Here is an 18,822-nt window from a genome sequence, read left to right as displayed (position 1 = left end):
GTGCGGATAACCGCCCAGGGGGTCAAGGCCTTAGATCTTGCCGACCAGGTCCAGCGATGGCGCCAGAGTGGCCTCGCCTTCTTTCCACTTGGCTGGGCAGACTTCGCCCGGGTGGGCAGCCACGTACTGGGCCGCCTTGATTTTGCGCAGCAGCTCCTGAGCGTCACGGCCAACACCGCCGTCGTTCAGTTCGACGATCTTGATCTGGCCTTCAGGGTTGATCACGAAGGTGCCACGGTCAGCGATACCGGCGTCTTCGATCAGCACGTCGAAGTTGCGCGACAGGACGTGGGTCGGGTCACCGATCAGTGGGTACTGGATCTTGCCGATGGTGTCCGAAGTGTCGTGCCAGGCTTTGTGGGTGAAGTGGGTGTCGGTCGACACGCCGTAGATTTCCACGCCCAGCTTCTTGAATTCGGCGTAGTTATCGGCCAGGTCGCCCAGCTCGGTTGGGCAAACGAAGGTGAAGTCGGCTGGGTAGAAGAATACGACCGACCATTTGCCTTTCAGGTCAGCATCGGAAACTGGAACGAACTCGCCGTTGTGGTAAGCAGTTGCGTTGAATGGTTTGACTTGGCTGTTGATGATAGGCATCGGGTGGAACTCCTTCAGGGGGTGACAAGTTGATGGAGAGAATCCTAACCACCTGTCGGCCACAACGCTCATTGGCAAACCTGATGCTCATGATTGGTTTTGGCTATAACCCTTCCGTATTAGATAGAAGAATCCTGTCTGCAGCCTTTTAACTGTATGCATATACAGATAATGCTTGCCTGTTGCTTGTGGCCTGCGCATTCTATGCACTTCTTTATCGAACACATGGCTTCACCATGCGGCTGTTTCTCTGCGAAAAACCCTCCCAGGCCAAAGATATTGCCAAGGTTCTCGGCGCCCATCGGCGGGGTGATGGATGTTGGGTCGGAACCGATACCACCGTGACCTGGTGCATCGGCCACCTGCTCGAAACCGCCCCGCCAGATGCCTACGACGCCCGTTACAAGCGCTGGGTGCTCGAAGACCTGCCCATCGTTCCAGAAAAATGGAAGATGCAGGTCAAGCCCAAGACCGCGAGCCAGTTCAAGGCAGTCAAGCGCCTATTGGGCGAAGCCCGAGAGTTGGTGATCGCCACCGACGCCGACCGCGAAGGCGAGATGATTGCCCGCGAGCTGCTCGACCATTGCCGCTATCGCGGCCCCATCCAACGGCTCTGGCTGTCGGCGCTGGATGATGCCTCGATCCGCAAGGCCCTGGCTGCGCTCAAGCCCGGGGCCGATACCTTCAGCCTGTATCACTCGGCGCTGGGCCGTTCGCGTGCGGACTGGCTGATCGGCATGAACATGAGCCGCCTTTTTACGCTGCTGGGACGCAAGTCGGGCTATCAGGGGGTACTGCCTGTTGGCCGAGTACAAACCCCTACCTTGCGGCTGGTGGTGGATCGCGACCGCAGCATCGCTGACTTCGTGCCGGTGCCTTACTGGGCCATCGACGTCATCCTGCAGAGCGAAGGTGCCTCCTTCAGCGCCCAATGGCGCGCCGCGGCCGATGTCTGTGATGATCAGGGCCGCTGCCTGAATCAGGGCTTGGCCCAAGCGGCTGCACAGGCCATGCGCAATGCCAGCCATGCACGCCTGGTCCGGCTTCGCACCGAGCGTATCCGCGAAGCGGCGCCGCTGCCGTTCGACCTGGGCACCCTGCAGGAAGTCTGCTCGAAAAAACTGGGCCTGGGCGCCCAGGAAACCCTGGATATCGCCCAGGCGCTGTATGAGACCCATAAGGTCATCACCTACCCGCGCAGCGATTGCGGCTACTTACCGTTAAGCCAACACAGTGAAGCGCCCGCCATCTTGGCGGCATTGGGGCGTGCAGACCCGAGCCTGTCTGAGCTGGCCCGACACCTGGACCCACAACGTCGCTCCCGGGCCTGGAACGATGCCAAGGTCAGCGCACACCATGGCATCATCCCGACCGCCGCCGCCCAAGGGCTGGATCGGCTGACGGGCAAGCACCGCGCAGTCTATACTCTGGTTCGTGCGCGCTACCTGGCGCAATTTCTTCCCAACCACGAATACGACCGCACCCAGGCAGACTTTGACTGTGCAGGGCAGGCCCTGCGCGCTGTCGGCAAACAGATTGTCGAGCCGGGCTGGCGACGCGCCCTGCCTGAAGCACTGACGCCAGCCAAGGGCCGCGAGGCCCCTGCCCCACAGCCACTACCCGCGCTGCGCGAAGGCCAGGATTGCGCCGTGCAGGCGGTCAACCTCAAGGACCTCTGGACCCAACCGCCCAAGCCCTACACCGAAGGCGACCTGATCAAGGCCATGAAAAACGTTGCCAAGCTGGTGGACGATCCCGTGCTCAAACAGAAACTCAAGGACACCACTGGCATCGGCACCGAAGCCACCCGCGCCGGCATCATCCAGGGCTTGCTCGACCGCGGGTACCTGAACAAGCAAGGCAAGGCACTGTGCGCAACGCCTGCGGCCTTCAGCCTGATCGATGCGGTGCCGCGCGCTATCGCCGACCCCGGTACCACGGCCATCTGGGAGCAGGCGCTGGACATGGTCCAGAGTGGCGAGATGAGCCTGGAAGAATTCGTCTCCAAACAGTCGGCCTGGATGAGCAAGCAAGTCGCCCGCTGCACCGGCATGACGATGGTCATCAGTGCCCAGGCAAGCCCAACTTCACGCAGTGACGCGCCGTGGAAGAAAAAGCGCAAGAGCAGCGCCACCACCCCCCGCAAACGCACGGCCAAACCACGCAGCAAGGCCTGACCAAATTTGGTGCACCCGCGCCCCCTAATGGGTAGGAGCCAGCCTTGCAGGCTGTGTGAAAACTCCGACAAAAGTCGACCCACTCAAAAAACGACCTCCTGTAATCGCGTACACGCGACGATCGACTAGTCGGGAGGGGGTCAAGTACCCCCTAAATCAACCAAATTTTGAGTTTTCACACAGCCTGCTTGGCTGCGATGAACATAGGTATCTACACATCTTTTGGTGTACTGCATTTCGTAGCAGTGGACGAGTAGAACGAGGCCACGTCCGGCTGCGCAGCAGTCGTAAAACCTGGCACTTCAGTATTCAGATACACCGCGAGTACAGGCTTTGCGAGGACTACGTCCCCGGACCTGGCCTCGCTGAACTCGTCTACTGCTACGAATGTAGCCGCTGACGAGGTACGAGGCTGCGATCGGCAGCGAAGCGGCCGTAAAACCTGAGACCGTAATCCATCAGGCACACCGAAGGGCCTGAATTTACGACGGCTTCGCCGCCGATCGCAGCCTCGTACCTCGGCAGCGGCTACAAGAGCCGCGCTGCCCCAGAATTGTGTAGATACCTATGCTGCGATGAACGCACCGCGGTCTGTCTGGATAACCGTGGTGATTTCATCGCAGGCAAGCCTCGCTCCTACACGGCGAGACCATCGCGACCAAGGTCGGCTCCTACCCTTGGCTTGGTTATTGCTTTGAGCATGACCGGTCATACCGGTAAGACAGAACTTGAAAATACGCTTGTTTTCCTCGGGGGAACGCGCCTAGAATCTGCCAGCTCTGGACATACCGGTAAGACCACAATAATTAAGTCTTCGCCACGGCCACGCGCCCGGCAGACACCGACTGGAGATCCTCCCCATGCTCAAATGGTGCTCACGCTCGATTTTCCTCCAGGTTGTCCTCGGATTGATGCTTGGCATCATTTGCGGGCTCAGCTTTCCTGAATTCTCGTCGCAACTCAAACCCCTCGGTGATGGCTTTATCAAGCTGATCAAGATGCTGATTGGCTTGATCGTATTTTGCGTGGTGGTCAGCGGTATTTCCGGTGCCGGCGACTTGAAAAAGGTCGGCCGCATCGGCCTTAAATCCGTGCTCTATTTCGAAGTACTGACCACTATCGCCCTGGTCATCGGCCTGATTTGCGCCTATGCCACGGGTATCGGCAGTGGCGCCAATATTCACCTGGAACAGCTCAACCCCGCCGACATGGGCGACCTTGCCGAGCGGACCAAGCAGATCCACGGCGCTTCGACCTTCATCATGGACCTGATCCCCACTTCCGTGATCGGTGCCTTTGCAGACAACAACATCCTGCAAGTCCTGCTGTTTGCCGTGCTGTTCGGCAGCGCCCTGAATCTGGTGGGAGAAAGCGCCTCGGGGATTTCCCGGCTGATCAACGAGCTCAGCCATGTGATCTTTCGCATCATGGGCATGATCGTGCGCCTGGCGCCCATTGGCGTATTCGGTGCAATTGCCTTTACCACCAGCAAATATGGGGTGCAGTCGCTGCAACACCTGGGCAGCCTGGTAGGTCTGTTCTATGTCACCTGCGTGGCCTTTGTCGCCTTGATACTGGGCGGTGTGATGCGCTTGTCCGGCCTGCGCCTGTTGCCTTTTTTGAAGTACCTGCGCGAAGAGCTGACCATTGTCATGGGCACCGCTTCTTCCGATGCCGTGCTGCCACAAGTGATGCGCAAGCTTGAACACTTAGGGATCGGCAGCTCCACGGTCGGCCTGGTCATCCCCACCGGTTACTCGTTCAACCTCGACGGCTTCTCGATCTACCTGACCCTGGCCATCGTGTTTATCGCCAATGCCACCGGCACACCGCTGGCCTTGACCGATCTGTTGACCATCCTGCTGGTATCGCTGATCACCTCCAAGGGCGCGCACGGTATTCCTGGGTCGGCACTGGTCATCCTGGCCGCCACCCTGACCGCAGTGCCGGCCATTCCAGTGGTCGGCCTGGTACTGGTGCTGGCCGTGGACTGGTTCATGGGCATTGGCCGGGCACTGACCAACCTGATCGGCAACTGCGTCGCCACGGTTGCCATTGCCCGCTGGGAAAAAGACATCGATGTGCAGCGGGCCAACAACGTGCTCCAGGGCAAGGATGGCTTCAACTTCCAGCCCCGCAAGCCCACCCCCACGCAGCCACATCAACAGAATTTCTGATTCCGACCGCGCAGGGAGCAACCCTCCCTGTATCGGCTTTAGCACAGGAAGTTACCGGTGATTAGTTCTTCGACCGTCGTCGACTCCGTCGTCGCAAAACTCAGGCAAGCCCTGGCCCAGGGCCAATGGCGCTCGGGTGACATGCTGCCAGGGCAACGGGAACTGGCCGAACAACTGGGCATCAGCCGGCCGAGCCTGCGCGAAGCGGTGATTGTGCTGGAAACCCAGGGCCTGGTGCGCAGCCTGCCCGGCAAAGGCGTCATGGTGCTGGAAGAGCCTGCGCAGGCAGCCTCTCAATCGACGATCAACGCGGTCGCTGACGCCACCCTGGCCGATGTCTTGCAGCTGCGCTACACCCTGGAGCCCTTTATCGTCGGGTTGGTGGCGCAATCGATCAGCCAGCGCGAAGTCGGCCAATTGCGGCTGCTGTTGATGGACATGCGCGAGGCGCTGGAGGATGGCGATCATCAGGCGGGTATGCAGGCGTACATTGCCTTCCATGAAGAGCTGTTTGCGCTGACCTCAAACCCGATCTTCCACAGCATGGTCCAGCAAACCCGGGTGGCGCTGCAGCAATGCACCGCTAACCTTCGTAACTCCCCCGAACACCTGGCGGCGCGTTTGGAAGAAACCGAAGCGCTGGTACGCGCAATCCGCAATAAGGACAGCGCCCTGGCCAGTGAATGCATGCGCCAACACATCGTTCAGGAAGGCCTGCGGCTGGACGTCCAGCTCACCCTCCCGGACAGCGAATAAACCGATACACCGCCAAGGAGCACGCCTGAATGATGGGTTGCACTGCCTCGATCCCCTCCAACGTGCTGTCGTTTTCCGACGCCCGGCGCCAACGTGCGCAAACCCGCAGGATGAACTTCGATGAGGTGTATGCCGACCTGCTTGATGCCATCTTCGACCAGCGCCTGAGCGCAGGCCAGCCTTTGGCCGCCACCTGGATCGGCCAGGCCTACCGAGCCAGCCGAGGTACTGCGGCCAAAGTCCTGGAGCGCCTGAGCCTCGCCGGGCTGATTGAAAAGCGCCCAAGCCAGGCAGCGAGCGTTACCGCCCTCGATAAGGCGCAAGTCGCCCAGACGCTCGAAGCCCGGCGCCATGCCGAGGTGTGCATCGTCACCGCGCTGGCGGGTCATCTAACTCACAAGGACATCAGCGCCCTTCGCACACTGGCACTGCGCGAGCGCCAGTACGCCGAGCGGCAACAGGCCTCGATTACAATTCGACTGGCCTGCGAGTTTCATGAAAAACTGGCGCAGTTGACCGGCAACAAGCCCTTGATTCGCTTTCATGCCAAGCTGGTGGCGCTCAACTCACTGGCGATCGCCCACCAACCCGAACAGACGCATTCAATGCAAATGTGGCGGACCCGCCTGGCGTTGATCGATGCATTGGCGTCGGGCGGCACCGAGACAGCTGAGCAGCAGGTTGACTGTTTGATGCAGCAGATTGCTTCGCAGCTGATATCGGTTTCAGCCGATGCCCGTAACCCACACAAAAAGCCTGCATCCGGTTAAAATGCCGAGCCTTCGGCGCAGCCCTTCTGCGCCAGCCGAAATAAGCCGATTGCCATGCCTTTTGAACTCAGTGTCGACCTGACCACCCTCGCCATTCTCGCCGCCGTTGCCTTTGTCGCCGGTTTCATTGATGCCGTCGCCGGAGGCGGTGGCCTGCTGACCACCCCGGCCCTGCTGACCGCGGGCCTGCCGCCACACATTGTGCTCGGCACCAATAAATTGTGCGCCACCTTCGGCTCCGCCACCGCCAGTTATACCTTCTACAAACGCAAGCTGTTCCACCCAGCACAATGGCGCCATGCCCTGATAGGGACACTGGTGGGTGCGCTGATCGGTGCCATCACCGCGCACTATCTGCCAGCCGACTGGCTGAACAAGATGCTGCCGGTGATCATCTTTGCCTGCGGGATCTATCTGCTGTTCGGCGGTACGCCCAAAGCACCGCTGGACGCCGACGCACCGATCAAAAAGAAGTGGCAGTTTCCCCAAGGCTTCACCCTCGGTTTCTACGATGGTGTGGCCGGCCCTGGCACGGGTGCGTTCTGGACGGTGAGTAGCTTGCTGCTCTACCCCCTCGACCTGGTGCGCGCCAGCGGTGTGGCTCGCAGCATGAACTTCGTCAGCAACGCAGCGGCCTTGTCGGTGTTTATCTTTTCCGGCCAGGTGGACTGGCTGATTGGGCTGAGCATGGGCGCAGCCTTGATGGTGGGGGCTTTCTTCGGGGCGCGCACCGCGATCAGCGGTGGCGCCAAGTTCATTCGCCCGGTGTTTATCACTGTGGTATTGGGCCTGACCGTGCGCCTAGCCTGGCAGCACTGGTTCGGCCAGGCCTAAGCGGCGGGCCACATAGAGGTCGATCAGGTAACGGGCAATCGAGCGCGAGGCCGGCAACGGCGGAAGCGCGTCGACCCGGAACCACTGGGCATCCTCGATTTCATCCGGCTGCGGGACAATCTCGCCGCCGGCATATTCGGCATGAAAGCCCAGCATCATCGAGTGTGGGAATGGCCAGCACTGGCTACCGACATACTGGATATTCTTCACCTCGACCTGCACCTCCTCGCGCACCTCGCGAATCACGCAGTCCTCGGCCGACTCCCCAGGTTCGACAAAGCCTGCCAGGGTGCTGTAGACCCCAGCGACAAAACGCGGCGAACGTGCCAGCAGCACTTCGTCGCCGCGGGTAATCAGTACGATCATGCTCGGTGAGATACGCGGGTAGCTGCGCAAGTCGCACGCCTGGCAATGCATGCCCCGCTCACGAGGGATTTGCGTCATGGCCGTGCCACAACTGCCGCAAAACCGGTGCTCGCGAGCCCAAGTCCCGATCTGCGCGGCATAGGCCAGCAGCTTGAAGGTATCGAAATTGTCGTGCTGCAGCATGAACTGGCGCAGGCCCTGCCAGCTGCAACCGCTCACCTGGGCATCGCCTTCAAGCTCCAACAGGTAGACCGGCTCACCGTCGTAGTGGCCGATGCCATGCTCGCACAGCAGCGGCAGGTCTTGGCGCTTGAGCCAGTCGCGCGGGAACAGCACGCCGTTATCGTCCTGCAAAAAACCCTGCTTACCCCGCACGACCGCCCAGCCGCCCACCTCGGTGGTCTCCAGAACTGCCGTTTTCCAACGTTCAGACATATCGGTTCCTTAGGGGAGCCCGTCAGTCGGCGAACTCCGGTTTCTGTTTGCTCATGCTGGCCGCCATGGCCACCCGCAAATCGGTTGACTGCAACATCGCAGCGTTCCAAGTAGCAATGTAGTCCAGGCCGTCGTCAATGCGATGATCGCGCATGTAGCTGATCATCTCTTTGGTACCGGCCACGGCAATAGGGGATTTTCCTGCAATTTCACGGGCAATGGCAAAGACTCCGTCGAGCAGGCTGGCCTGATCGGGCCAGGTTCGGTTGACCAGGCCAATCCGCTGGGCCTCGGCCGCGTCGACAGTGCGCCCGGTGTAGGCCAATTCGCGCAGCATGCCGTCACCAATGATGCGCGGCAAGCGTTGCAAGGTGCCGACATCGGCGGCCATGCCCATGTCGATCTCCTTGATTGAAAACACAACGTCGTCGGCGGCATAGCGCATGTCGCAAGCCGAAACCAGATCGATGGCGCCACCCAGGCAATAACCCTGAATGGCCGCCAGTACCGGCTTGCGACACTTATCGACGGCATTGAACGAGGCTTGCAGCTGCTGGATCTTGCGGCGCAGCAGGCGCGCATTGCGGCCCACGTCCTTGCCCAGTTCGTTGGCCACGCCGGCCAGCAGCATCAAGTCAATACCGGACGAAAAGTGCTTGCCCGCGCCGCTGAGCACCACCACTCGCACCGCATCTGCTTCGTCGATCCACTGGAAGATATCAATGATCTCGGTCCAGAACGCCGCGTTCATGGCGTTTATCTTTTCTGGGCGATTGATCTGGACGTGGGCGATGTTGTCGCCCAGTTCAACCTTGAAAGCCTGGTAGTCGGTCACGGGGTCATCCTTTGCGAGTGAATGGGGATGGCAGGACTATATCAAGGGCTTGAGAATAGACCGGGCCGTGGTTGTGCCAAATCCAGGACTACTATCACCCGGGAAAGTCAGCGCTCAAGCGTGCAGTGAGCGAGGATTTATGGCACCTTTCGCGGCTGTCGAATCATAAGGATACATTTCCAATGTCTGGCTCTTTGGGCACCGCTTTCGCCCGCAATTTTCTAGGCCAATCGCCCCGCTGGTACAAGGTCACCCTTTGCCTGTTCCTGCTGCTCAACCCTCTGGTGTTGTGGAGCGCAGGACCGGTCGTGGCCGGCTGGCTGCTGGTCGCAGAATTCATCTTTACCCTGGGCATGGCCCTCAAGTGCTACCCACTGATGCCCGGTGGCCTGCTGATGGTCGAAGCGTTGTTGCTGAAGATGACCACGCCCCAGGCGCTGTATGAGGAGCTGCAACACAATTTCCCGGTGATCCTGCTGCTGATGTTCATGGTCGCGGGCATTTATTTCATGAAGGACCTGCTGTTGTTTCTGTTCTCGCGCCTGCTGCTGGGTGTGCGTTCGAAAACCATGCTGTCACTGTTGTTCTGCTTTTTGTCGGCGTTTCTGTCGGCCTTCCTGGATGCGTTGACCGTCACGGCGGTCATCATCAGCTCTGCCGTGGGCTTCTACTCGGTGTACCACCGCGTCGTTTCAGGCAACAATCCCCGCGAAGAGTCGGCCATCGACAACGACCACAACCTTGCCCAACTGCATCACAAGGACCTCAACCAGTTCCGTGCTTTTTTGCGCAGCCTGTTGATGCATGGCGCGGTGGGCACAGCTTTGGGCGGCGTCAGTACGCTGGTGGGCGAGCCGCAAAACCTGTTGATCGGCCACGAAATGGGCTGGCACTTCAAGGAGTTCTTCCTGAAAGTCGCCCCTGTGTCGATGCCGGTGCTGGTGGCGGGCCTGGTGACGTGCGTGTTGCTCGAGAAACTGCGCTGGTTTGGCTATGGCACCCTGCTGCCTGACAACGTGCGCAAGGTGCTGGCCAACTACGCCGAAGAAGACAATGCCGCACGTACCGCCCAGCAACGCGCCGCCCTGTGGGTGCAAGGCCTGGCGGCGCTGATCCTGATCGTCTGTCTGGGGCTGCATATTGCTGAAGTCGGTTTGATCGGCCTGTTGGTGATCGTGTTGATCACCTCCTTCACCGGTATCACCGATGAACATCGACTGGGCCGTGCCTTCCAGGACGCCATGCCCTTCACCTCCTTGCTGGTGGTGTTTTTTGCCGTCGTGGCCGTGATTCATCAGCAACAGTTGTTCAGCCCGCTGATCGAAGCCGTGCTGGCCATGCCGACCGAGCACCAGCCGGGCATGCTGTTCATTGCCAATGGCCTGCTGTCGGCGATCAGCGACAACGTGTTCGTCGCCACCATCTACATCACCGAGGTGAAGCAAGCGTTCCTGGCCGGGCAGATGAGCCGCGAGCACTTCGAGACCCTGGCGATCGCGATCAATACCGGCACCAATTTGCCCAGCGTCGCCACGCCCAACGGCCAGGCGGCTTTCCTGTTCCTGCTGACCTCGGCGATCGCACCGCTGGTGCGCCTGTCATACGGGCGCATGGTCTGGATGGCACTGCCCTACACCGTGGTCATGGGCGGGCTGGGCTGGTATGCCGTCAGCTACTGGTTGTAACCCCTAGGGAAATTCTGAAAAAGACTTCCTGATTTGGCAAAATCCCCCGACATCAGCCACCGAGCCTTTCGATCATGAAACAGATGACCTTTGCTGACGCCGAGTACGCCGGTAAGCGCAAGCAGAATTGCAAGGAGTTGTTCTTGATCGAGATGCTCAGTGGGTGCCTTGAAAGGGTTTGATCGCCCTGATCGAGCCTCATTACCCAAAGGGCGAAGGCGGTCGTCCAGCCTATCCACTGATGGCGATGCTGCGTGTCCACCTGGTGCAGAACGGGTTCGGTTACAGCGATCCTACGATGGAAGAGTCGCTTTATGATACGACCATCCTGCGCCAGTTTTCCGGCCTGAGCCTGGAACGAATCCCCGACGAAACCACCATTCTCAACTTCCGGCGCCTGCTGGAAAAACATGAGTTGGCGACCGGAATTCTCGGCGTGCGCGCCAAAAGCGGGAGAGGCTCGGCGAATTCGGCGAAATTTTGAGCGGTCACGTCTTTTTTGAAAGACTCAGGCCAAAGTGAGTTGCGAAAACGTGACGACTTCAGACCCTCCCTAAACCATCACATTTCCGCGTACCTGACGGCGACGGGTTAATTAATCCAGAACTTGACCCCGCGGCGGCGATCATCCGCACAACACCTGTTATTTTTACTAGGTTGTTTCAAAAGCGAAGCAGGGTTAGTTTAAAGGCGTTCAACCGGAGTGCCATTGATGGCGGTGATTTGACCCATGTTGGTGCTTTAAGAGTTCTCGTACAGAAGCCAGCAATACCCATGAAAGTTGAACGAGTAAATAGCACCCGGAAAGGACTCTCCACAAGGCCGAGCCAGTGTCTTCCGAGCACAAAACCATTCAACCAAATAATTGTTTTTATTGGATTTTAATAATATTCAAGACGAGCTCCGCATGAACAGATAAGCGCTCTGCCCTCAAGACCAGCTGTATCTCAGGTCAGACCGCTATAACAAGGACACGTTGCGCAAACTTGAGTGCACACTGCTTGGGCACTCGAAACCTTTTCTGCCCGCACCCGGAACCTCGACATTAAATCGTCGCACTTCCGTGCGTCCGAACACGGCTGGCTAATTAATCCAGTTCGATTCTTATTATTTGAATCGGCGCGATAAACACATGAGGCGAATGCTATGCGCATCAGCATTTTTGGTTTGGGTTATGTCGGCGCAGTCTGCGCCGGTTGCTTGTCCGCACGGGGTCATGATGTCGTGGGTGTGGATATTTCCAACACCAAGATTAACCTGATCAACAATGGCAAATCGCCTATTGTTGAACCTGGACTGGAAGTACTCCTGCAACAGGGCATCAAGAATGGCCGGCTGCGTGGCACCACCCACTTCTCCGCTGCCATCCGCGACACCGACTTGTCCATGATTTGCGTCGGTACACCGAGCAAGAAGAACGGCGATCTGGAACTTAACTACATCGAATCGGTGTGCCGCGAGATCGGTTTCGTTCTGCGTGACAAGAGCACCCGCCACACCATCGTGGTGCGCAGTACCGTGCTGCCAGGCACCGTGAAAAACGTGGTGATCCCGATCCTGGAAGACTGCTCGGGCAAGAAGGCCGGCGTCGACTTCGGCGTCGCGGTCAACCCTGAGTTCCTGCGTGAAAGCACTGCGATCAAGGACTACGACTTCCCTCCGATGACCGTCATCGGCGAATTCGACAAAGCCAGCGGCGACGTTCTGCAATCGCTGTACGAAGAACTCAACGCACCGATCATCCGCAAGGGCATCGAAGTGGCCGAGATGATCAAGTACACCTGCAACGTCTGGCACGCCGCCAAGGTGACCTTCGCCAACGAGATCGGCAACATCGCCAAGGCCGTTGGCGTCGATGGCCGTGAAGTGATGGACGTGGTCTGCCAGGACAAATCCCTGAACCTGTCGCAGTACTACATGCGCCCAGGCTTTGCCTTCGGCGGCTCATGCCTGCCCAAGGACGTGCGCGCCCTGACCTACCGCGCCAGCACCCTGGACGTGGAAGCGCCGCTGCTCAACTCGTTGATGCGCAGCAACGAATCCCAGGTGCAGAACGCCTTCGACATCATCGAAAGCCACGACAAGCGCAAAGTTGCCCTGCTCGGCCTGAGCTTCAAGGCCGGCACCGATGACCTGCGTGAAAGCCCGCTGGTGGAACTGGCGGAAATGCTGATCGGCAAGGGCTATGACCTGAGCATCTACGACAGCAACGTCGAATATGCCCGCGTGCACGGGGCGAACAAGGACTACATCGAGTCGAAGATCCCCCACGTCTCGTCCCTGCTCAACTCGGACTTCGATCAAGTCATCAACAACGCTGACGTGATCGTGCTCGGTAACCGTGACGAGAAGTTCCGTCCGATCGCCGACACCGCGCCCGAAGGCAAGCAGGTCATCGATCTGGTCGGTTTCATGGCCAGGGCCACTTCTGCGGCCAACCGTACCGAAGGCATCTGCTGGTAATCGCTGCGGGCCTTTGGGCCCTGCGCAACACACGCCCGACAACTACACGGATGCAGATCATGCACAGGCTAAAACACGGCCTCCTCCTGGCCGCCGGTTGGCTGTTCTATTTGAGCTTGCTCATGGCGATCGCCCTGATGCTGCCCAGAACCATTTTCAATCCCGAGTCGAAGTACTTCATCCTCCTGATTGGCGTCGTGGGTATCTGGCGTTACTCGATGGGTGCCACGCACTTTCTGCGTGGCATGCTGTTCCTCTATGTGGTCTACCCGTACCTGCGGCGCAAGGTGCGCAAGCTCGGTATGGCGACTGACCCGTCCCATGTCTTTTTGATGGTCACCAGCTTTCGCATCGACGCGATGACCACTGCCCAGGTATACAGCTCGGTGATTCGCGAAGCGATCGCCTGCGGCTTCCCCACCACCGTGGTCTGTTCGCTGGTGGAGATGTCCGACGAGCTGCTGGTGAAAAGCCTCTGGGCCAGGTTCAACCCGCCAGACCGGGTCAAGCTGCACTTCGTGCGCATCGCCGGGACCGGCAAGCGCGATGGTCTGGCCCATGGCTTTCGCGCGATTTCCAGTCAAATGCCGGATGAGAACGCGGTGGTCGCGGTCATCGACGGCGACACCATGCTCGAAGAGGGTCTGGTGCGCAAGACCGTGCCCTGGTTCAGGTATTTCGGCAATGTCGGCGGCCTGACCACCAACGAATTCTGTGAAGTGCGCGGCGGCTACATCATGAGCGAATGGCACAAGCTGCGCTTCGCCCAGCGTCACCTCAACATGTGCTCGATGGCCCTGTCCAAGCGCGTGCTGACCATGACCGGACGCATGTCGATGTTCCGTGCCTCGGTGGTGACCAACCCCGAATTCATCGCCGACGTGGAAAGCGATTCGCTGCAGCACTGGCGCCTGGGCCACTTCAAGTTTCTCACCGGTGACGACAAATCCAGCTGGTTCAGCCTGATGCGCCTAGGCTATGACACCTTCTACGTGCCGGATGCCGCAGTCAACACGGTCGAGCATCCGCCGGAAAAGAGCTTCATCAAGGCCAGCCGCAAACTGATGTTCCGCTGGTACGGCAACAACCTGCGGCAGAACTCGCGAGCGCTGGGGCTGGGTGTCCGCCGCCTGGGGCTGTTCACCAATATGGTGCTGTTCGATCAGCGCGTATCAATGTGGGCCTGCCTGCTGGGCCTGACCCTCGCCATCATCGCCAGCATCAAGTTCAGCCCGGTCTACTTCCTGGTTTACCTGCTATGGGTCGGCATCACCCGACTGATCCTCACTTTCTTGCTGCTGTGTTCCGGCCACTCCATCGGCCCGGCCTACCCGCTGATCCTTTATTACAACCAGATCGCCGGGGCGATCATGAAGATCTACGTCTTCTTCCGCCTCGACAAACAGGCCTGGACGCGCCAGCCCACTGTCCTCAAGCGGGACCTGGCCAGCTTTCAACAATGGTTCAACACCTGGTCTTCCCGGACCATGACCTTCTCGGCGGTCAGCATTTTCGTTGCTGTGCTGATGGTCATGTGAGTCGAACCCCAAAAGGATTTAACAAGGAGCAACCGCCATGAATGAAGCAGTGAACGGCAATGTCGTGCATGAATCCCAAACCCAACGCCAACACCCCCGGGTTCTGATTCCGGCCACGCTGAACTACACAGACGCCAACCGTGAAGCCGACGCGGTCAAGGACCTCTCGGCCGGCGGTTTCTGCATCCTCGCCAAACAGCCCCTGCGCGTGGGCGATCTGTATCGTGGCCGCCTGCAGTTTCTGATCGACAACGTGATCCTGGCCATGGACGTGGAGTTCCAGGTGCGCTCGCACGACTCGAACAGCGGCCGTACCGGTTGCCAGTTCCAGAACCTGGAGCAAAGCGACATTGCCATCCTGCACCGGTTGATCACCTTGCACCTGTCCGGTGAGTTGGTGACCATGGGCGATGTGCTGAGCACCCTGCAACGCGACAACTTCACCAAACCGCGCACGCAAAAGGATGGCGTCAGCGGCATGAATACCTTCGGTCGCCTGCGCGCCGTGGTCTTCAGCCTGGGGATCTTCCTGGTCGGGCTTGCGGCCTTCGGCCTCATCGCCAAATCGTTGTACGGCATGTACTTCGTCAGCCATGCCGAAGCCGGCGTGGTCAGCATGCCGAACGTCAACGTCACCATGCCGCGCGACGGCACCGTGCGGAGCCTGGTGCAGGTGCACGACGAAGTTGCCAAAGGTGCGCCATTGGCCTCGTTCAGCACCAACATGCTCGACGTGTTCAAGGACCATCTGGACGACCAGCAGCTGCAATCGAGCAAGGTCGAGGAGCTGTTTGGCAAACAATTGACCGGCACCCTGACCAGCCCATGCGATTGCATCGTCTCACAGCAACTGGTCGCTGACGGCCAGTCCGCCAGCAAGGGCGCGGTGATCTTCCAACTGCTACCGCGCAACAGCCAGGCCATTGTCGAAGCGCACTTCGACTATCGCCATTTCGATGCCATCCAGCCAGGTACCCAGGTCAACTTCCAAGTCGCCGGCGAAGACGATTTTCGTTCGGGGGAGATTGTCAACAGCTCGATTGTCAGCAGCCAGCGCCTGAGCCGAGAGGATTCGCCTTCGGATATTTGGGTGACGATCAAGCCTGACGCACCGCTGAACAATGCGTTGGAGGGACGCCCGGTGGAAGTGATCAGCGATCGGGGTTCCTGGCTGAGCTGGTTGTTCGGTAAAGCTGTGGCTCGTGGACTCTAAAGGAGGTATGCCGGTGAAATTACGCGACGCTGGCGAGTGCTTTGCACTCGATCGCGGGCAAGCCCGCTCCTACACTGGTCTTTCGCACGCCGCCACCCCCTGTAGGAGCTGGCTTGCCAGCGATGCCCTTAAAATCACCACATTAGCGATAGCCATTAGCCTCAGTGGTTGCTCCGGCCTGCCCGACCAGCGCCTGGCCAATGAAGCGCTCAAGCGTGGCGACACGGCCCTGGCCGAGCGCAATTACCGTCAGCTGGCGGATCTGGGCTACAGCGATGCCCAGGTCAGCCTGGCCGATATCCAGGTCAGCACCCGCGACCCGGCGCAGATCAAGGCCGCAGAAGCGACCTATCGCGCCGCCGTCGATACCTCGCCCCGGGCCCAGGCCCGTCTGGGCCGCTTGCTGGTGGCCAAACCGAACGCCAGCGACGCCGAGCGCCATGAAGCCGAAACGCTGCTGAGCAAAGCCTTCGCCAATGGCGAGGGCAACACCTTGATCCCGCTGGCGATGCTTTACCTGCGATACCCGCAGAGCTTCCCCGAGGTCAACGCCCAGCAGAAGATCGACCAGTGGCGTGCAACTGGTTATGCCGAAGCAGGGCTCGCCCAGGCGCTGCTGTACCGCACCCAGGGCACCTACGACCAGCATCTGAATGAAGTCGAACGCATCTGCAAGGCAGCGCTGGCCACCACCGACATTTGCTATGTGGAACTGGCTACCGTCTATCAGAAGCGCGGCCAGGCCGACCAGCAGGCCGAACTGATAAAGCAATTGCAAGCAGCCTGGCAACGCGGTGCAGTCCCGGCTTCGCGGGTTGACAGCGTGGCGCGTGTATTGGGCAATGCCACCCTCGGCCACACCGATGAAAAAACCGCACAGGCGCTGCTCGAGCAAGTCGCCCCAACCCATCCAGCCTCCTGGGTCAGCCTGGCGCAGTTGCTCTACGACTTCCCGGAACGGGGCGACGTCGACAAGCTGATGGAATACATCGACAAAGGCCATGCTGCCGATCAGCCGCGCGCCGAGCTGCTGCTGGGCCGTATCTACTACGAAGGCAAGCTGCTCCCGGCCGATGCCAAGCAGGCCGAAAGCCATCTGCAAAAAGCCGCCGCCACCGAGAACAATGCCCATTACTACCTGGGCCAACTGTACCGCCGGGGCTACCTGGGCCAGGTCGACCCACAGAAGGCGCTCAAGCATCTGCTGATCGCCGCCCGTGGTGGTCAGAACAACGCCGACTACGCGCTGGCGCAGTTGTTCTCCCTGGGGCGCGGGACCAAGCCTGACTCGGTTAACGCCTATGTCTTCAGCCAACTGGCACAGACGCAAAACACACCGCAAGCCACCAAACTTGCCCGGCAACTCAATGAACAACTGCCGCCTGCACAACGTGCCCAGGCCCAGCGGCTGTTGCAACAGGAGTGGCAAATGCGCAGCGCTCTGATCCAGGGCCAGAGCATCCCGCAACTCCACGCGCAGCCTGAACAAGACGGTGAGAATTCCCTATGAAACTCAACCCCTGGATGAACGCCGGCATTGGCCTGGGCTTCGCCCTGATCGGGTCGTACCCGACCCTGGCGACAGAAACGGCGCAAAAGAACTTCGGCCTTGACGTGAAAATCACCGGCCAATCCGAGGACGACCGTGACCTGGGCACCCGCCCGGGCGGCGATGTCAACGGTGTCGCCCTTGATTTGCGCCCCTGGGTCTACGGCGAACGCGGCAACTGGAGCGCCTTTGCCATGGGCCAGGCGGTCGCTGCCACCGACATCGTCGAGACCGATACGTTGAACCAGTCTTCCAACGATGCCAACACACAAATCAGCAATAACGACGGCCGCGAACCGGACAAGAGCTACCTGGCCATGCGCGAGTTCTGGATCGGCTACAGCGGCCTGACGCCCTACCCTGGCGAGCAACTGCGCCTGGGCCGACAGCGCCTGCGCAACAATGACGGCATGTGGCGCGACACCAACATCGAAGCCCTCAACTGGGCCTTCGACACCACCCTGCTGCGCGCCAACCTGGGCGTGGCCGAGCGCTTCAGCGAATACCGCACCGACCTGACCGAACTGGCGCCCGATGACAAGGATCGCCTGCACGTCTACGGCGATGTCACGACGCAGTGGCAACCGGGCCTTTGGGTCGGCCTGCGCGCCCACCATAGCCATGACAGCGGCCATTTGGCCAACCCCGGCGAAGTCGTCGACGAGCAGGACAAGACGCAAACCGGCGACCTGACCTGGCTGGGCCTGGAAGCTGACAGCGATGCCTACAATTTTCGCAACCAGAACACCCTTAATTTCTGGGCCAGCGTGACCTGGCTGACCGGCGATCGTGACGCCCTCGACACCACCACGGTCAATGGCGAACAGATCGTCACCGGCAAGCAAAGTGGCGATGTCAACGCCTGGGCCACGGACTTGGGTATCCGCCTGCGCCTGGACCCGAACTGGCAAGTCGGCGCCGCCTATGCCCGTGGTTCGGACAACTACGAGCAGACCGGCCTTCAAAGCAACCGTTCCAGCTTCACCGGCACTCGCTCGTTTATCCGCCGTTTCGGTGAGGCCTTCCGGGGCGAACTTGGCAACCTGCAGGCCGCCACGCTGTTCACCTCCTGGCAACTGCACGGCAACTACGACGCCAGCCTGATCTACCACAAGTTCTGGCGCGTCGATGGCGACCAGAACATTGAAGGCAGCGGCATCAATGCCGTGGTCGACGACAACGGCATCAACCGTCAACTGATCCAGGGCGAAAACGACCTAGGCCAGGAAGTGGACGTAGTGGTCACCAAGTACTTCAAGCAGGGCCTACTGCCCGCCGTCCTGCGCCAGTCGATCGACGAACCGTCGGCGCTGGTGCGCCTGCGCGGTGGTGTATTCAAGCCCGGTGACGCCTACGGCAAGGAAGTGGATTCGTACATGCACCGCGCCTTCGTCGACGTGATCTGGCGCTTCTGATGCAAGCCACCAAGG

The 18,822-nt window shown here is 59.9% G+C and carries 14 protein-coding genes and 1 pseudogene; 12 read left to right on the top strand and 3 right to left on the bottom strand.

The annotated features are described in order from the left end of the window. Window positions 1-30 precede the first annotated feature (30 nt). Complete coding sequence (gene ahpC, locus AC3IX4_RS12540) at window positions 31-594, bottom strand: alkyl hydroperoxide reductase subunit C (RefSeq protein ID WP_489260829.1); 564 nt, start codon at window positions 592-594, stop codon at window positions 31-33. A gap of 236 nt (window positions 595-830) precedes the next feature. Here ahpC and AC3IX4_RS12535 point away from each other — a divergent pair, with 236 nt between their 5' ends. From AC3IX4_RS12535 to AC3IX4_RS12515, 5 genes are all read left to right on the top strand, one after another. Beyond that, window positions 831-2,771 carry a DNA topoisomerase III gene (locus tag AC3IX4_RS12535; RefSeq protein WP_489260828.1) on the top strand — a complete coding sequence of 647 codons (1,941 nt, stop codon included), beginning with the start codon at window positions 831-833 and terminating at the stop codon, window positions 2,769-2,771. Between the two features lie 860 nt (window positions 2,772-3,631). Continuing rightward, on the top strand, window positions 3,632-4,948 hold the full coding sequence (locus AC3IX4_RS12530; protein ID WP_489260827.1) for a C4-dicarboxylate transporter DctA: 1,317 nt from the start codon (window positions 3,632-3,634) through the stop codon (window positions 4,946-4,948). 57 nt (window positions 4,949-5,005) lie between these two features. After that, a complete protein-coding gene (locus AC3IX4_RS12525; RefSeq protein ID WP_489260826.1) occupies window positions 5,006-5,704 on the top strand; it encodes a FadR/GntR family transcriptional regulator in 699 nt (232 codons plus the stop codon). A 29-nt stretch (window positions 5,705-5,733) separates the two neighbouring features. Then, on the top strand, window positions 5,734-6,474 hold the full coding sequence (locus AC3IX4_RS12520) for a GntR family transcriptional regulator (RefSeq protein ID WP_489260825.1): 741 nt from the start codon (window positions 5,734-5,736) through the stop codon (window positions 6,472-6,474). Window positions 6,475-6,528: 54 nt separating this feature from the next. Then, window positions 6,529-7,308 carry a TSUP family transporter gene (locus AC3IX4_RS12515; RefSeq protein ID WP_489260824.1) on the top strand — a complete coding sequence of 260 codons (780 nt, stop codon included), beginning with the start codon at window positions 6,529-6,531 and terminating at the stop codon, window positions 7,306-7,308. Here AC3IX4_RS12515 and nudC read toward each other — a convergent pair. Both nudC and AC3IX4_RS12505 read right to left on the bottom strand, forming a co-directional pair. Then, window positions 7,276-8,109: an NAD(+) diphosphatase gene (gene nudC, locus AC3IX4_RS12510; RefSeq protein WP_489260823.1), complete on the bottom strand. Its 834-nt coding sequence runs from the start codon at window positions 8,107-8,109 to the stop codon at window positions 7,276-7,278. The genes AC3IX4_RS12515 and nudC overlap by 33 nt on opposite strands. Before the next feature lie 22 nt (window positions 8,110-8,131). Further along, window positions 8,132-8,944: a crotonase/enoyl-CoA hydratase family protein gene (locus AC3IX4_RS12505; protein ID WP_489260822.1), complete on the bottom strand. Its 813-nt coding sequence runs from the start codon at window positions 8,942-8,944 to the stop codon at window positions 8,132-8,134. A 182-nt stretch (window positions 8,945-9,126) separates the two neighbouring features. Here AC3IX4_RS12505 and nhaB point away from each other — a divergent pair, with 182 nt between their 5' ends. From nhaB to AC3IX4_RS12470, 7 genes and pseudogenes are all read left to right on the top strand, one after another. After that, window positions 9,127-10,629 carry a sodium/proton antiporter NhaB gene (gene nhaB / locus AC3IX4_RS12500; protein WP_489260821.1) on the top strand — a complete coding sequence of 501 codons (1,503 nt, stop codon included), beginning with the start codon at window positions 9,127-9,129 and terminating at the stop codon, window positions 10,627-10,629. A gap of 74 nt (window positions 10,630-10,703) precedes the next feature. Beyond that, window positions 10,704-11,068 (top strand): annotated as a pseudogene (locus AC3IX4_RS12495) (transposase); the annotation flags it as partial. A gap of 707 nt (window positions 11,069-11,775) precedes the next feature. Beyond that, window positions 11,776-13,092: a nucleotide sugar dehydrogenase gene (locus AC3IX4_RS12490; RefSeq protein WP_489260820.1), complete on the top strand. Its 1,317-nt coding sequence runs from the start codon at window positions 11,776-11,778 to the stop codon at window positions 13,090-13,092. 59 nt (window positions 13,093-13,151) lie between these two features. After that, window positions 13,152-14,630 (top strand): glycosyltransferase family 2 protein, encoded by a 1,479-nt coding sequence (locus tag AC3IX4_RS12485; protein WP_489260819.1) that lies wholly within the window; start codon window positions 13,152-13,154, stop codon window positions 14,628-14,630. 37 nt (window positions 14,631-14,667) lie between these two features. Then, the gene (locus AC3IX4_RS12480) at window positions 14,668-15,843 is read left to right on the top strand and encodes a PilZ domain-containing protein (protein ID WP_489260818.1); all 1,176 of its coding nucleotides are present in this window, start codon (window positions 14,668-14,670) and stop codon (window positions 15,841-15,843) included. A gap of 13 nt (window positions 15,844-15,856) precedes the next feature. Further along, entirely contained in the window at window positions 15,857-17,353 is a 1,497-nt protein-coding gene (gene algK / locus AC3IX4_RS12475) for an alginate biosynthesis TPR repeat lipoprotein AlgK (protein WP_489260817.1), read from the top strand. After that, window positions 17,350-18,807, top strand: a complete 1,458-nt coding sequence (locus AC3IX4_RS12470) for an alginate export family protein (protein ID WP_489260816.1) — start codon at window positions 17,350-17,352, stop codon at window positions 18,805-18,807. Before algK ends, AC3IX4_RS12470 begins: the two co-directional genes overlap by 4 nt. The last annotated feature ends 15 nt before the right edge of the window (window positions 18,808-18,822 follow it).

The organism is Pseudomonas sp. KH_021 (genome assembly GCF_057838865.1).
Note: the sequence above shows the minus strand (reverse complement) of the source record. Positions and strands in the feature narration are given on the sequence as shown.